This window comes from Microcoleus sp. S36a_B3, from assembly GCF_036700745.1.
Taxonomy (GTDB): Bacteria; Cyanobacteriota; Cyanobacteriia; order Cyanobacteriales; family Microcoleaceae; genus Microcoleus.
The window spans coordinates 22,951-36,571 of the sequence record NZ_JAUBPN010000023.1; the positions used below are offsets into that span (position 1 = coordinate 22,951).

At 46.3% G+C, this 13,621-nt stretch carries 15 protein-coding genes, 1 tRNA gene and 1 other annotated feature; of the genes, 10 read left to right on the forward strand and 6 right to left on the reverse strand.

From position 1 onward, the window contains the following. Positions 1 to 504 precede the first annotated feature (504 nt). Positions 505 to 1,896: an inorganic phosphate transporter gene (locus tag QUA01_RS21135; RefSeq protein WP_333090301.1), complete on the reverse strand. Its 1,392-nt coding sequence runs from the start codon at positions 1,894 to 1,896 to the stop codon at positions 505 to 507. A gap of 71 nt (positions 1,897 to 1,967) precedes the next feature. On the opposite strand from QUA01_RS21135, the gene rplS reads away from it, so the two are divergent. From rplS to rplL, 8 genes are all read left to right on the forward strand, one after another. Further along, complete coding sequence (gene rplS, locus QUA01_RS21140; protein ID WP_194069690.1) at positions 1,968 to 2,351, forward strand: 50S ribosomal protein L19; 384 nt, start codon at positions 1,968 to 1,970, stop codon at positions 2,349 to 2,351. Positions 2,352 to 2,485: 134 nt separating this feature from the next. Continuing rightward, positions 2,486 to 2,558, forward strand: a tRNA-Trp gene (locus QUA01_RS21145). Between the two features lie 324 nt (positions 2,559 to 2,882). Further along, a complete protein-coding gene (gene secE / locus QUA01_RS21150; RefSeq protein ID WP_194012023.1) occupies positions 2,883 to 3,116 on the forward strand; it encodes a preprotein translocase subunit SecE in 234 nt (77 codons plus the stop codon). Further along, entirely contained in the window at positions 3,113 to 3,751 is a 639-nt protein-coding gene (nusG, locus tag QUA01_RS21155; protein ID WP_194069689.1) for a transcription termination/antitermination protein NusG, read from the forward strand. Before secE ends, nusG begins: the two co-directional genes overlap by 4 nt. Before the next feature lie 3 nt (positions 3,752 to 3,754). Next, positions 3,755 to 4,180 carry a 50S ribosomal protein L11 gene (gene rplK, locus QUA01_RS21160; protein WP_006635588.1) on the forward strand — a complete coding sequence of 142 codons (426 nt, stop codon included), beginning with the start codon at positions 3,755 to 3,757 and terminating at the stop codon, positions 4,178 to 4,180. 294 nt (positions 4,181 to 4,474) lie between these two features. Continuing rightward, positions 4,475 to 5,188, forward strand: coding sequence for a 50S ribosomal protein L1 (gene rplA, locus QUA01_RS21165; protein WP_194012020.1), 714 nt, complete (start codon positions 4,475 to 4,477; stop codon positions 5,186 to 5,188). Positions 5,189 to 5,296: 108 nt separating this feature from the next. After that, positions 5,297 to 5,468 (forward strand) — a sequence feature (ribosomal protein L10 leader region). Between the two features lie 29 nt (positions 5,469 to 5,497). Continuing rightward, positions 5,498 to 6,100, forward strand: a complete 603-nt coding sequence (gene rplJ, locus QUA01_RS21170) for a 50S ribosomal protein L10 (RefSeq protein WP_333090298.1) — start codon at positions 5,498 to 5,500, stop codon at positions 6,098 to 6,100. A gap of 104 nt (positions 6,101 to 6,204) precedes the next feature. Beyond that, on the forward strand, positions 6,205 to 6,594 hold the full coding sequence (rplL, locus tag QUA01_RS21175) for a 50S ribosomal protein L7/L12 (protein ID WP_333090297.1): 390 nt from the start codon (positions 6,205 to 6,207) through the stop codon (positions 6,592 to 6,594). A 165-nt stretch (positions 6,595 to 6,759) separates the two neighbouring features. Here the strand turns inward: rplL and crtD are convergent, their stop codons facing one another. From crtD to QUA01_RS21200, 5 genes are all read right to left on the reverse strand, one after another. Next, positions 6,760 to 8,358, reverse strand: coding sequence for a C-3',4' desaturase CrtD (crtD, locus tag QUA01_RS21180; RefSeq protein ID WP_333090296.1), 1,599 nt, complete (start codon positions 8,356 to 8,358; stop codon positions 6,760 to 6,762). A 181-nt stretch (positions 8,359 to 8,539) separates the two neighbouring features. Then, positions 8,540 to 9,733: a ribbon-helix-helix protein, CopG family gene (locus tag QUA01_RS21185; protein ID WP_333090295.1), complete on the reverse strand. Its 1,194-nt coding sequence runs from the start codon at positions 9,731 to 9,733 to the stop codon at positions 8,540 to 8,542. Between the two features lie 184 nt (positions 9,734 to 9,917). Continuing rightward, positions 9,918 to 10,676: a phycoerythrobilin:ferredoxin oxidoreductase gene (locus QUA01_RS21190; RefSeq protein ID WP_194012015.1), complete on the reverse strand. Its 759-nt coding sequence runs from the start codon at positions 10,674 to 10,676 to the stop codon at positions 9,918 to 9,920. Positions 10,677 to 10,894: 218 nt separating this feature from the next. Beyond that, positions 10,895 to 11,629: a 15,16-dihydrobiliverdin:ferredoxin oxidoreductase gene (locus QUA01_RS21195; RefSeq protein WP_333090293.1), complete on the reverse strand. Its 735-nt coding sequence runs from the start codon at positions 11,627 to 11,629 to the stop codon at positions 10,895 to 10,897. Positions 11,630 to 11,797: 168 nt separating this feature from the next. Continuing rightward, positions 11,798 to 12,454 (reverse strand): HEAT repeat domain-containing protein, encoded by a 657-nt coding sequence (locus tag QUA01_RS21200; RefSeq protein WP_333090292.1) that lies wholly within the window; start codon positions 12,452 to 12,454, stop codon positions 11,798 to 11,800. A gap of 95 nt (positions 12,455 to 12,549) precedes the next feature. On the opposite strand from QUA01_RS21200, the gene QUA01_RS21205 reads away from it, so the two are divergent. Next, the gene (locus QUA01_RS21205) at positions 12,550 to 12,795 is read left to right on the forward strand and encodes an acetyltransferase (RefSeq protein WP_194012012.1); all 246 of its coding nucleotides are present in this window, start codon (positions 12,550 to 12,552) and stop codon (positions 12,793 to 12,795) included. A 240-nt stretch (positions 12,796 to 13,035) separates the two neighbouring features. Further along, a complete protein-coding gene (locus QUA01_RS21210) occupies positions 13,036 to 13,605 on the forward strand; it encodes a phycobilisome protein (protein ID WP_333090291.1) in 570 nt (189 codons plus the stop codon). The last annotated feature ends 16 nt before the right edge of the window (positions 13,606 to 13,621 follow it).

Below are 13,621 nucleotides of genomic sequence, written 5' to 3' on the forward strand. Positions count from 1 at the left end.
TCTAGCACTTTAAAACCGTAGAGTGTCTAACCTGTCCTAAGAGTCGTCTGGAAGACTCAGGAGGGTGTGTTAGATGTTGTGAAGGTTAAAACAAACCAGATGAGTTACGATAGGTCTATAATCTCAATCTTATGCTTGTGTTTGGTTAAACAGGACTTCCCCCGTACAAATGTAATAAAATATCTAAAACATTTACCAATTATAGGTTTCAATTGTTGAGTGAAAAAACTGTACCCAAGTTAAAGCAATAGCCGTTTTTGGCGATCGCGCAGAACGCAATAGATTCAATATAATTGGCGTAAGCTTCCAGGCGTGAATAACCTACATGGCTACAGAAATTTTACTCAACAATGGAAACTTTTGCACTGATAGGCTTTTGAGTCTATGTAAGTATATTTGCAGGGGGAAGTCCAGATTAACGCAGATGAGTTAGATCAATTCCGGTTGCACCATCCATCCGTGATTGTTGACTGATGACTGTTCTCAAATGCCTCAATCTAAAATCTAAAATTGCCCAATGGATTGGGCGATGCTAAAAATGCTAGCACCCAAAACGGCTGCGATCGGAAGAGTAACCAGCCAAGCCGAACCAATTGACAGCAAAGTTTTCCAGCGTACTGTTTTCCAAGCTTTGATCAGTCCGACTCCGACAACTGCACCGACTAAAGCGTGGGATGTGGAAACCGGAAACCCGAAGCGGGATGCTAGCAAGACTGTGGTGGCTGTGGCTAATTCCGCGCAAAATCCGCCGCTGGGTTGCAGTTGGATGATCTTTTCGCCGACTGTGGCAATTACATTTTTACCCCAAATTGCTAAACCGATGACGATTCCTACGCCTCCGACGATTAAAATCCACAGGGGAACGCTGAAATCGTCTGAGGGAAAGGAACCTGTGCGCCGGATGTAGGCGATCGCAGCTAGGGGCGCAACGGCATTTCCTACGTCGTTGGAACCGTGGGCAAATGCTACAAAACAGGCGCTCAATACTTGAAATCTCGCCATCTGTTGCTCGATCGGACAGTGGCGAGGAGGGGGGTCTTGGGGGAGAGTGGGGGAGGGGGAGATTGGGAGATTGGGAGAGTTTGTGTTTGTACTTCTTCCTTCTTCCTTCTTCCTTATTACTTCTTCCTTCTCTACTAATTCTAATGTTTTCCAGCTATTGAGGGAAAGTCCGATCGCCCCAATTCCCCCAATCGCGATCGCAATATCGTGCACCGGAATATTCCAGCCCAGTCGATCGTACACAAAGGCGATCGCTCCTGTCTGCACGAAAGCCGTGTCTACAATAGACGGCAGTACAATTATCCCGAATACGCTCAGCAGTGCAGCACTCAGCCAAGGTATCCACTCGCGCATCTGAAATAGAGGATCTGGTCGATCGAGAATCGAATACTTCACCGCACTGTAAAATAGTGCTGCTAAAACACCGCTGGCAAAAGGTGTCGCCAGCCAAGTTAAGGAAATACTGCCGATTGTTCGCCAATCAACCGCATGAATTCCGGCTGCAACCCAGCTAAAACCCGCGATCGCACCTACCACCGCATGAGATGAAGAAACCGGCAAACCTCGACTCGTAGCGATTTGCAGCCACAACCCGCAGGATATCAGCACTGAAACCATCCCGACTAAAAATACCTGCGGCCGGGCAGAAAACACATCTACATTGACAACTCCTGTTGCCAGAGTTTGGGAAACTCCTTGCCCGAACAGCACTGCGCCGGAAAACTCCAGTATGCCTGCAACAATTATTGCTTGCCGCAGCGTTAGCGCTTTCGAGCCTACGGATGTCCCCATCGAGTTAGCGACATCGTTTGCTCCCAAGTTGGCGGCGACGTACAAAGCCAGTACAGCCAGCGCCGCCAGTTGCAGAAATACGAGCTCTGAGCTATTTAACATTGCATTTTTTTGTTTGTCATAAAACTGGCAGTTCGATATATGATAAGGGATTGTGAGTTTTGGTAAATCCCATGAAAGGCGCAGAAATAATCCGTTCTATCGAAACGGAAGAAATCAATAGAGTCAAGCAAGAACTAAATAAACAACTCCCCCAAATTTACGTGGGCGACACAGTGCGCGTCGGCGTGAAAATTAAAGAGGGTTCTAAAGAACGGGTTCAGCCCTACGAAGGGACTGTGATTGCGATGCGAAACGGCGGGATTAATGAAACAATCACCGTGCGCCGCGTGCTTCAGGGCGTGGGTGTGGAACGGGTGTTTATGATTCACTCGCCCCGCATCGCTACGATCCAAGTCATGCGCCGCGGGAAAGTCCGCAGAGCCAAACTTTACTACCTGCGCGATCGCGTGGGCAAGGCAACTCGGGTCAAACAGCGGTTCGATCGCTCTCTGTAGGAATGCACCAAGCTTTCCTTTTGTTCATGGAAAATGGGAAATTGAAAAATTTCAAAAAAAAGTTTCCCATTTCCGAGCGCACTGTGTTAAAATAGAAATCTAGAGGTTAAGCGAGTTTCAGCAACCTCACCTGTGCGCTCTTAGTTCAGTTGGTAGAACGCAGGTCTCCAAAACCTGATGTCGGGGGTTCAAGTCCTCCAGGGCGCGCTGAATCACCAAACTTGAAATTCTGCCCGAAAGCGCCCGGATTATTGGCTGGAAACAGCCTAAACCGCAAGTTTTCGGGTAGAATTAATTTTTGTGGGCGGTTCGCAAAAAATGCCATCAACAAATGCTCGGTGTGGTCTCTCGATCGCCCTTAAGAGCGATCGGCACTTATACCGTTGATGGATTTAGCTTGTAAAAAAGTGCTGGCTTTGGATTTGAAATTTTGGACTTGGGCGTAAGTGGTTAGTGTCAAAAAATCAAAGAGCCGCGAGCCACTCACACAATCTAAAATCTACAATCTAAAATCGCAAGGGGGATTCGATCGTGGCGAAAAAAGACGAAGCTCAAGAAACTCAAGAGATCGCGGCGTCTGGGTTTGATCCTGTGGGTTTTTTAAAAGACACTAGAGAAGAACTCGACAAAGTGGTGTGGCCTAGTCGCCAGCAGCTAATTAGCGAGTCTTTGGCCGTGCTTTTGATGGTAATCCTTTCAGCAAGCCTGATCTATTTGGTGGATAACTTCTTTAACTGGGGCGCAGGAAAGGTGTTTGGGCCATGACTTTTGCATCAGAAGAATCTGATTATTCCACAGAAGCGACGGGACAAGCTTCATCGGCAGATGTGCCGGAAATTGATGCTCGCTGGTATGCTGTTCAAGTTGCCTCTGGCTGCGAAAAGCGGGTGAAGGCTAACTTGGATCAGCGGATTCAAACCTTGGATGTTGCCGATCGCATCGTTCAAGTAGAAATTCCGCAAACTCCGGCGATCAAAGTCGGTAAAGACGGTTCCAGGCGGCAGTCCGATGAAAAAATCTTCCCCGGCTACGTACTCATCCGTATGTTTATGGACGAAGATACGTGGCAGGTGATCAAAAATACCCCGAATGTAATTAATTTTGTCGGGGCAGAGCAGAAACGCCGCTACGGGCGCGGCAGAGGTCACGTCAAACCGCTACCTCTGAGTCATTCGGAAGTAGAACGGATCTTCAGAAACGCTCAGGAATCAGAACCAGTTGTCAAAGTATCGATGGCGACAGGAGACCACGTTGTGGTACTTTCCGGGCCGTTTAAGGATTTTGAAGGTGACGTGATTGAAGTGAGCCCGGAACGGAACAAGCTCAAAGTTTTACTCTCGATTTTTGGGCGCGATACGCCTGTAGAATTGGAGTTCAATCAGGTTCAGAAACAGAACTAACTAATGGCAAAGAAAGTTGTTGCAGTAATTAAGTTGGCGATTACGGCGGGAAAAGCCAACCCAGCTCCTCCGATCGGCCCAGCCTTGGGTCAGCACGGCGTCAATATTATGATGTTTTGCAAGGAGTACAATGCTAGAACCGCAGACCAAGCTGGTCTTGTGGTTCCGGTAGAAATTTCGGTTTTTGAAGACCGCAGTTTTACGTTTATTCTCAAAACCCCCCCGGCTTCGGTTTTGATTCAAAAAGCTGCTGGCATTGCTAAGGGTTCGGGTGAACCTAACCGCAAGCAAGTAGGGACAATTACACAGGCTCAGTTGCGAGAAATCGCTGAAACCAAAATGCCTGACCTCAATGCTAATGATGTTGAAGCAGCAATGAAAATTGTGGCTGGAACAGCTAAAAACATGGGCGTGGCGATCGCAGATTGAAGGAAGAAGGAAGAAGGAAGAAGGAAGAGGGAAGAGGGAAGAAGGAAGAGGAAAGAGGGAAATTTTTTTTCTGATTCGCAATTCTTACTTGTCAGTCTTAAATCCTAAATTGCTAATTCAAAATTCCTGATTTTCAATCTAAAATCTAAAATCTAAAATCCAAAATTGATCGATTCAGGGGGAGAAGCAAAGCTTCGCTAGGAATCGCAAATTTTTTAGGTACGAAATGAGCCAAATGGTTCAATCGCAAATCTAAAATCTCAAATCCAAAATCGACTGACCCCAGAGATAAAAATGGCAAAGAAAGTATCGCGAAGACTGCAAGAACTTCAAAAGAAAGTAGAAGAGAGACCCTACGAACCGCTGGAAGCTCTGCAACTTTTGAAAGAAACAGCAACCGCTAAGTTTGGCGAAGCTGCTGAAGCTCACATCCGTTTGGGAATTGACCCTAAATATACTGACCAACAGTTGCGGACAACTGTGTCGCTGCCAAAAGGCACTGGTCAAGTAGTCAGAATTGCGGTGATTGCTAAGGGCGAAAAAGTTAAAGAAGCTCTGAATGCCGGCGCGGATCTTGCTGGTTCCGAAGAGTTGATCGAAGATATTCAGAAGGGCATGATGGACTTCGATTGTCTGATTGCTACCCCTGACGTAATGCCGTTGGTGGCAAAATTGGGCCGATTGTTGGGGCCGCGCGGTTTGATGCCTTCTCCGAAAGGTGGCACGGTGACGACTGACATTGCTCAGGCCATCAACGAGTTTAAAGGTGGTAAACTAGAATTTCGTGCCGATCGCACAGGCATCGTTCATGTTATGTTTGGCAAGGCAGCTTTCTCAGCGGAAGATTTGCTGGTCAACCTTCATGCTTTGCAAGAAACTGTTGACCGCAACCGTCCTTCGGGCGCAAAAGGTCGCTACTGGCGCAGTTTGTACATATCCGCAACAATGGGCCCATCGATCGAAGTCGATATCAGTGCCCTGCGCGATACCAAACTTGATGGTGCCTAGAAAGAATTAAGCAGAAGGCAGAAGTAAAAGACAGCTTCGGTTGTTTGTATAAATCTCTCACGAGATTTGGACTATACCCTTGCTAATGTCTGCCTTCTGATGATAGCCTAATCAAAAATCCATAAGCCCAAGACCGCAGGTGCCGAGCGCTTAATTTCCTGCCGAGGCTGAAGAAATAAAAACTCAAGAAAATAAATTAAAAAGTTCTATCTTTTAATTCCTAATTCTTAATTTTTAATTCTCTGCCCCGGCTATAAGGTTGGGGTTTTTGATTGGCAGTTTGAGATCCTAAAAGGAGGTGAAATAAGTATGGGCAAAAGTTTAGCAGTAAAAAATGAGATTATTGCAGACCTCAAGCAAACCTTGAGCGAATCTCAATTGGTAATCGCGATCGACTACAAAGGCTTAACTGTTGCTGAAATCACAGATTTGCGGCGGCGCTTGCGTCCGAAAGGCAGCAGTTGCCAAGTGGCCAAGAACACGCTAATGCACATTGCTGTTGAAGGCAATGAAACATGGCAGCCGATGCAGGAATTGCTGACAGGTACGTCAGCGTTTATGTTCGTGCAAGAAGATATTGGCGGCGCGATTAAAGCTTACCAAGAATTCCAAAAAGCTTCCAAGAAGACTGAACTTCGCGGCGGCGTGATGGAAGGACGGGTACTGAAAGAAGCTGATATTAAAGCATTAGCTGATCTGCCGTCGAAAGAACAACTCATGGCTCAAATTGCTGGCGCAATCAACGGCGTCGCAACCAAGTTGGCTGTGGGTATCAATCAAGTTCCTACTTCGATCGCACGCGGTCTCAAAGCCTATGCTGAAAAAGACGGCGATGCAGCAGAAGCACCAGCAGAAGCAGAAGTAGAAGCACCAGCAGAAGCACCAGCAGAAGCAGAAAGCGCATCTGCTTAGATAGTTTTGAATTTTGAGTTTTGAATTGAGAAATCTCGAACTTAAAATTCACAACTGACAACTGACAACTGACAATTAATCAAATCAAACTAGGAGTTTAACGAATGTCTACTGCAACCGACGAAATCTTGGAAAAATTGAAGACTCTGAGCTTGCTCGAAGCTTCTGAATTGGTCAAGCAAATTGAAGAAGCTTTCGGCGTCAGCGCTGCTGCTCCTGTAGGCGGCATGATGATGATGGGCGGCGGCGCAGCAGCCCCCGCTGAAGCAGTAGAAGAGCAAACTGAATTTACTGTGATGCTCGAAGAAGTTCCTGCTGACAAGAAAATCGCAATTCTGAAGGAAGTCCGCGCAATTACCGGTTTGGGTCTGAAGGAAGCCAAAGACTTGGTAGAAGCCGCACCGAAAGCAGTTAAGGAAGCTATTGCTAAGGAAGCTGCTGAAGAAATGAAGAAGCAGCTTGAAGCTGTGGGCGCCAAGATTTCTATCAAGTAGTCAGAGAATGTAGTTGATATAAATTCCGGTGACACCGGGATGATTGTTAACTGTTGACTGTTGACTGTTAACTGTTAACTATTCCTTAAAATTAATCGCGCGATAGTTACATCTCTCGCGCGATTAATTATTTTTGGGGTAGGGAAACGGCAAGGCCGTGTTTTCTTAGATTTTAGAGGCGGCATCCATTTGCCGCACGACTGTTAAAGCAGAATAGGAAACACCGGCGGTTCCTTCTCCGGGATGGGTGGAGTCGCCGACTAACCACAGGTTTTTAATCGGCGTGCGGTTGGCAAATCCGAAGGGGCCGAAGGTTGGTATTCGCTGGCCGATGCCGCCCACAACACCCCTATCGCGCGCCGTGTAGCGGGCAAAGGTGCGGGGTGTGGCGGCTTCTTGGTGTAGAATTTTTTCGGGTGTCAAATCGAAATATTCGCTCAAACGACCGATCGCCCCTGCGGTATACTTTTGCTTCAATCCTTCATAATCAGCGGAATTCCACCACATTCGAGTATCAGTAAAAGACGAAGCAATCACAGTCGCCATTCCCTGCGGTGCTCGGCCGTCGCCCGGATGACTGACAGAAACAAATAAGGAATTATTCTCCCCTATCTCGCCGTCGTAGTCGTAAAGAAACTGCAGGTGCGGCGGACAATTTGCCGGAATTGCGCTTTCATGCACTCCCAAATATATGACAAATGCACCGGATGCGGGCGGCAATTTATCAACTCGATATTTGTAGCCTGCCATTTGAGTTGGGATTTGATTTGTTGTGTCTGAATTATCTGTTAAAGTTTCTAAAATTGGCTCGCTTGACAATAATTTAACTAGATTTTGGGCGGTGACATTGGCAACAATGCGATCGGCAGTTTCTGTCCAAACTTCGCTGGTTTTTTGATTGCGAATCACTGTACCTGTGGCTTTCCCGTTACTGGTGACAATGCTTTCGACAGTATGCCGCAACAGCACTTTGCCACCGTAAAGCTCGATCGCGCTTACGAGTCGATCGCTCAACACCTGCATACTTCCTTGTAAATGATACAATCCCTGCGGCTCTTGGGAAACTCCTAAAGCCGTCGCCGCGTACAGCAACGCCGTTTCTTCAGTATCGACTTGAGAATACAATTTTAACTGTAAATCCAGAAAAGTTTTCAAGCGCAAATTGTCCCCCAACCCGCACAAGCGCAAAGCATCACCCACCGTCATAAAAGTGAAAGGCAAAGTAATTAAAGTATCAGGGCGAACTGCTTGAATTAATTGCCAAAAATCCCAGAAATTTCTAGGCGGCAAAACTGGATCGCGCCCTTGAAAATTCCAGCTAGCTTGGAACAATGTAGATAATAATTGCCAAAAACGTTCGCTACCGGGAAATTGCCGCTGTCTTTCTTCCTGCCATTTTTGCGGATCTCGCCAGACGCTAATCGGTGCAGTTTCTCCAGGCAAAAACACCGCACAAGCGGGATCGCAGGGCGTGGCGGCGGGAAGTTCGATATCTAATTCCGAGAAAATTCGGTGGTGAATCCCTCCGGGTTCCAATCCTGCAACCTGCGTCGCGCCCACATCGAAGGTAAAGCCTTGGCGTTTGAAGGTGGAAGCGCATCCTCCAGGGACGATCGCCTGATCTAAGACTAGCACTTGGTATCCTCTGCGGGCTAGCAGAGCAGCTGCTGTCAGCCCGCCGATTCCGCCTCCAATTACCGTGACGCGGCCCTTTGTTGTGTCTGCTGGACTGGGTTTGCTCTCAGGGGGGCGATCGGCTCTCATAATTTATTTATTGTAATATTTCTTAATATTATGCTCATATTTTGCAATAAAAAGCTCTTGTGGCGACAGATTGAAATCTATCGCTACAAGAGCTTGCGTCCGAGTTGAGAGGACGTTTCAGAGGTAATGCGTGCGGGGTTCACCCGAAGCATTAAAGTTTTTGTCGCAGCCTATCGGAGAATTAAGGGCGGCGCCACTTGTTGAGATAAGCTTCACCAATCCCAGCCACAGCCTGCATTTGACCTAGCTGTTCCCGTAAAGCTTTGATGGTTTTGATCTGTTCTTGAGACTGTTGCTGCAAAGCCTCATAATTTCGCTGTTTGGCAGCACTCTGGCTCAATTGATTTTCTAGATATGGCAACTTGGTCAGTTGAGCTTGGAAGTTGTCGATCGCACTTGACTTTTCTGCCAACTTATGCTCCAAAGCTTCGTAACTCGACTTCGACACAGTTTCCGGCAATTGACTTTCGACATTTTGCTTGGAGGCTAATTCCTGCTGCAAAGATGCCAGGGCGTTTTCTTTTTCGCTCAACTGTTGCTGCAAAGTTTCGTAACTCGACTTCGACACAGTTTCCGGCAATTGACTTTCGACATTTTGCTTGGAGGCTAATTCCTGCTGCAAAGATGCCAGGGCGTTTTCTTTTTCGCTCAACTGTTGCTGCAAAGTTTCGTAACTCGACTTAGCGACAGTTTCCGGCAATTGACTTTCGACATTTTGCTTGGAGGCTAATTCCTGCTGCAAAGATGCCAGGGCGTTTTCTTTTTCGCTCAACTGTTGCTGCAAAGTTTCGTAACTCGACTTAGCGACAGTTTCCGGCAATTGACTTTCGACATTTTGCTTGGAGGCTGCCAATTCCTGCTGCAAAGATGCCAGGGCGTTTTCTTTTTCGCTCAATTGCTGCTGCAAAGCGTCGTAACTCGACTTAGCTACAGTTTCCGGCAATTGCTGTTCTAGATTTTGTTTTTCCGCTAATTGCTGCTGCAAAGATGCCAGGGCGCTTTCTTTTTCGCTCAATTGCTGCTGCAAAGCGTCGTAACTTTCTTGCAGCGGATTCGGCTGTATGCTTACCTTGGGCGATAGAGTTTCTGCCGTTACAGCCTCATTAATTTGGCTTCCTTCGGCGGTTTCCTCTGCTAAGTCAGCAGTATCGATCGCACCTTCTTCATCTTTTTTCCAAGTGATACTAACTTCACTTTTGTCCTTAGAAATATCTAAAGCGCCTTTTGCCAAGCGTTCTAGTAGTTCTGACCTCGATATTCCCAGCTTGCGAGCGATCGTATTCAATCTATCGGCACTAGAAGGAGTCAGCGAAAGTCCGACTTTGACTTTGCTTTCTGAATTTGAACTAACTACATTGCGATTTTTTTTGACCATTGGCATTTTCCTCATGCCAACCTACACTTATTAGTGTAGTGGCTGAAACATCTCTTAAAATTAATTCTTGTTATATCAATTCCGGTTGCACCGGAATGATGTTAACTGTTAACTGTTACCTGTTAACGGTTAACAGTCAACAGTCAACAGTGAATTTACTATTCCGATGCTAACAGATTTGATATTACTTACCAATTGTGGCAGCTTGTGGCAGCTTCCGTTCCAAATCGAACAAAAATCCATGAATGTACTCTTCCGTCCATTCCTCGCCGTAGAACCGTTTAAACATTCCCCGGGCGGGGTCTTTTTCGGCACGATACCGCAGGTAGCGCAGTTGAGCTTGTAAGATACTATCTAACTTTGCGCTATCTGTCACGGGTTCGGCGCGATCGACCAAATCCAAATAAGCAGCGAGATAGTCTTTGAATGCTGCAAAAACCCGAGTTTCCACAACTTCCGTTTCCTTGGGGCGAGTCCACAGAAACGCCGGTGAGAAAAACTGTTTGGCTTCTTCTGGAAAATCTCCGCCCCAGGGAAGGTGCGGTTGATGAGCTTGAAACATTTGCGCGATCGGCGCAGTATACTTAGCCTCGTAGTCAGCATCCCCGCCAAACAAAGGCTGCATATCCAGAGCAATTAAATGACCGCCCGGAAGCGTTACCAAATCCGCGCCAAAAAACGGCAAATCATAGTTAAGATGCGGGAAAATCACAAAATTCAGAACTTGCAAGCTGTTGCCGCCTTGGACGTGAGCCGCGCGAATTTGCCGCAGTTTCGGGGATGAAAAAGCATAACTGGTAGTTACGATTTCTTCTTGATTTTTCCCTTTGCCGACAGTAGCTTCCTTAAGTTCAAACCCTTCTGGAATCGGGTAAGACTGTAAGTCTAACCGATTTTTCATCAGAGCAATCGCCGTATCTAAAAAAGGTTGATAAAGAGTCATATCGATTTTAGATTTTAGATTTTAGATTTTAGATTAGACTTCTTCAATCAACAGGTTTGTAGTAATGGCTTTAGTTTTTCTTCCGAGGTTCGCAGTCAGGACTTTAGTCCTTCTTTCGAGGTTCGCAGTCAGGACTTTAGTCCCTTTTAAACCTTGACTTTAAGGACTGAAGTCCGAACGATCGAACTTTGTTGGAAAAATCCATGTAAATTCAGCGGTCATCGCGTGCCAGCGGCGACAGCTAAAGGCACAGCATCTTCAAACAAAAATTCGTAAAGAAATTTTTCTGCCCATTCGTGACCAAAATAACTGCTAAACAAGCCCGAAGCCGGGTCTCTGTCTGCGCTGTACTGGTCGTAATCTTTTTGAGCTTTAACGATGCGCTGGATATCTTCTTGGTCAGTCAGCGGTTGTGCGGACGACAGCATTTTCCAGTACAAATCCAAATAGTCTTTATAAGCTGGATATACCCGATTTTCTACAGTTTCCGCATCAGTTTTGGCGAACAGCAAGTATTTTGAAAAATACTGATTGGCGTCATAAAATTTCATTTCTAAATTTTGTGCCAAATCGTCATACTTGTCGCGGAGCGATTGTAGAGGTTGAACGTATTTTGCTATATAAGCTTCATCTCTAAAGAGCGGCTGAAAGTCGAGAACTACTAAAATTTTCTTCTTGCCAAAAGACAAGAGGTCAATTCCCAACAGAGGCAAATCGTAATTGTGATTGGGATAAATCACGCAATTAAAAACTTGAGCTGCTTCACCTGCATCGATGTAAGTGTAGCGAATTTTTCGCAATTGCGGGCATTCGTAAGACCAACTGCGGATTTTAGCTGGGGTTTTGCCGCGCTCGCTGACATTGACTTCCAACCCGGAGGGAATGGGGCGACTTTGCAAATCAAACCTTTGAAACAGCTCTTGCTCTAGGTATTCCCGAAAAGGCTGGTACATGGCGAATTAACTCAGGTGGCAAAACTCTTGCGATCGTAAAGGATGCGGTCGGCTCCCGTCTCGTTTATTAAAAACAAAGTAACAATCCGTAACATTATGAAGGCGATCGGGCTAATCTCAGGGCGGGTATGAAGTGCGACGGGCTTGTAGATTTCAAAACCAGCGTTTTTAAAGCGAAGTTTCCAAAGTTGCACCTACCACCCGAAAATCGGGATCTTTTGCCAAATAGCTCACAGCAGCGCGAGCTTGAGGATTGTCAAATTTTCTCAGCACCCGCGCAACTCGCATCCGAGTTTCCCAGTATTCGGCGCTCACTAGAGGTAACAATTGCTGCAATGCTTCTTCTGCTTTCTCCGTATTTGCCAGGATGCCCAATCCGTCCATCGCCACATCCTGCACTGGTATATCTTCGCCCGCTAGACCGATCGTACAAATTTCTAATATGGCATCAGGACACTGCATTTCGTACATGGGAGCCATGATACTGCGGCGGACGAGCCAATTGTCATCGCGGCGAAAAGCTTCCACCAAGTGAGGAATTGCCTCGGTGCCAAACATTGACACAGAGTTAGCGGCTTCTGCTCGCACGTTCGGATCGCGATCGAACTGCATCATTTTTAACAGCGCCGCGAAAGATTCCGCAGTTTTACTCTGGCGCAATCCCATCGCCACGAACGATCGTACCATGAACTCAGGATCGTCCACCTTCGTCAGCAACACCGGCAGCGCCACCGCAGCATCGCACTTTCTCAAAGCCGTTATCGCCCGCAGCCTGTCTTTAGAATCCGAACTTTCCAGCGCTGCTTCGATTTCGCTAATTTCCATGAGCCCATTTAAATATATTTTTGTTACTTTTCTTGACAATTTTAACAATTCTTGCCGGATTTTGGGAAAATTATAAAAAATTCAGTTATTAGATTATGTCTGCAAATTTAGAGGCTGAAACTTCAACACCAGAAGACGTTCAGGAAGTAATTGCTGAGTTGGAGCAATACCGCCAACGGCTGATCGACGATACCTTGGAAATGGCTAAAAAGGTAAAAATGCCCAAGCAAGCAGTGATGAAGCAGTTGGAAAATCACCCAGAGATAGTTTATATCGACGGGGCGCTAGCCAATTTGCGATCGCAACCCCAAGATAATAATACGGCGGTTGAAACTGCGTAAGCGTCAAACAATGTCCGAGCCAAGCGGACTAAGAGAAAATAACCTAATTTTTACCGCCCATTTTTCCACCCGCTTGGCATTGCTTTTGTTTGTCTAAACGCGGTTTCAACAGCCCGGTATTCTGAAACAATATGTAATTATGCTACTCCTGATTTAGGTTTATTTGAGATAATGCCGATCGCCCTTCTGGTAAAATTTCAATATGCCTTCTCCTAGTAATTATCCACTATCTATTGATCTATGACTCTCCAATTAAGCGAAAAAGCCAAAGAATTAATCCCGAAAGCCCGAATAGTCAACTTAGCCACCTGGCAAAATCCCCATTCTCCAGCAGAAATCCAACTGATTCAAGCTGCTGACGACACAGGTCGCTATCTCACCGATGAAGATTTGCAGCAACTTAACTCATCCGAACCAACATCAATTAATACTGTAAAGTTCCTGCGCGACAGTGCGGCGGATATTGTATCGGAAGCCAGGGAACAAGTTTTAGTGGCATATCCAAATATTTCTGAACCCGGAGGCGACCTTTATCCGCCAGCTAGGGCGGAGGCTTGTTGGCGAGATTTCTGGCATTTTCTGCGCTGCATTACCTATGGAATTGCGGGAAATACGCCAGAATTTACCAGCGATAAAGGGCTGCACAACATGAATTTATTATATCAAGAATTGGGCGTTCCTTTGCCTGCAATGGTTATAGGTTTGCAAGGAATTAAGGCTGCTAGTTTGAAGCGGTGCGATGCGGGCGATGCAGCAAAATTAGCTCCTTATTTCGACCATTTGATTGCGAAAATGAGCCAGTTTAGTTAAAAACTGAACATTAGCT

Coding starts and splice junctions, on each gene's coding strand:
- QUA01_RS21210 (WP_333090291.1), top strand. CDS start 13,036: ATGACTCTCCAATTAAGCGAAAAAGCCAAAGAATTAATCCCGAAAGCC.
- crtD (WP_333090296.1), bottom strand. CDS start 8,358: ATGAGAGCCGATCGCCCCCCTGAGAGCAAACCCAGTCCAGCAGACACA.
- rplS (WP_194069690.1), top strand. CDS start 1,968: ATGAAAGGCGCAGAAATAATCCGTTCTATCGAAACGGAAGAAATCAAT.
- QUA01_RS21195 (WP_333090293.1), bottom strand. CDS start 11,629: ATGTACCAGCCTTTTCGGGAATACCTAGAGCAAGAGCTGTTTCAAAGG.
- rplL (WP_333090297.1), top strand. CDS start 6,205: ATGTCTACTGCAACCGACGAAATCTTGGAAAAATTGAAGACTCTGAGC.
- rplK (WP_006635588.1), top strand. CDS start 3,755: ATGGCAAAGAAAGTTGTTGCAGTAATTAAGTTGGCGATTACGGCGGGA.
- nusG (WP_194069689.1), top strand. CDS start 3,113: ATGACTTTTGCATCAGAAGAATCTGATTATTCCACAGAAGCGACGGGA.
- QUA01_RS21200 (WP_333090292.1), bottom strand. CDS start 12,454: ATGGAAATTAGCGAAATCGAAGCAGCGCTGGAAAGTTCGGATTCTAAA.
- QUA01_RS21205 (WP_194012012.1), top strand. CDS start 12,550: ATGTCTGCAAATTTAGAGGCTGAAACTTCAACACCAGAAGACGTTCAG.
- rplJ (WP_333090298.1), top strand. CDS start 5,498: ATGGGCAAAAGTTTAGCAGTAAAAAATGAGATTATTGCAGACCTCAAG.
- QUA01_RS21185 (WP_333090295.1), bottom strand. CDS start 9,733: ATGGTCAAAAAAAATCGCAATGTAGTTAGTTCAAATTCAGAAAGCAAA.
- rplA (WP_194012020.1), top strand. CDS start 4,475: ATGGCAAAGAAAGTATCGCGAAGACTGCAAGAACTTCAAAAGAAAGTA.
- QUA01_RS21190 (WP_194012015.1), bottom strand. CDS start 10,676: ATGACTCTTTATCAACCTTTTTTAGATACGGCGATTGCTCTGATGAAA.
- QUA01_RS21135 (WP_333090301.1), bottom strand. CDS start 1,896: ATGTTAAATAGCTCAGAGCTCGTATTTCTGCAACTGGCGGCGCTGGCT.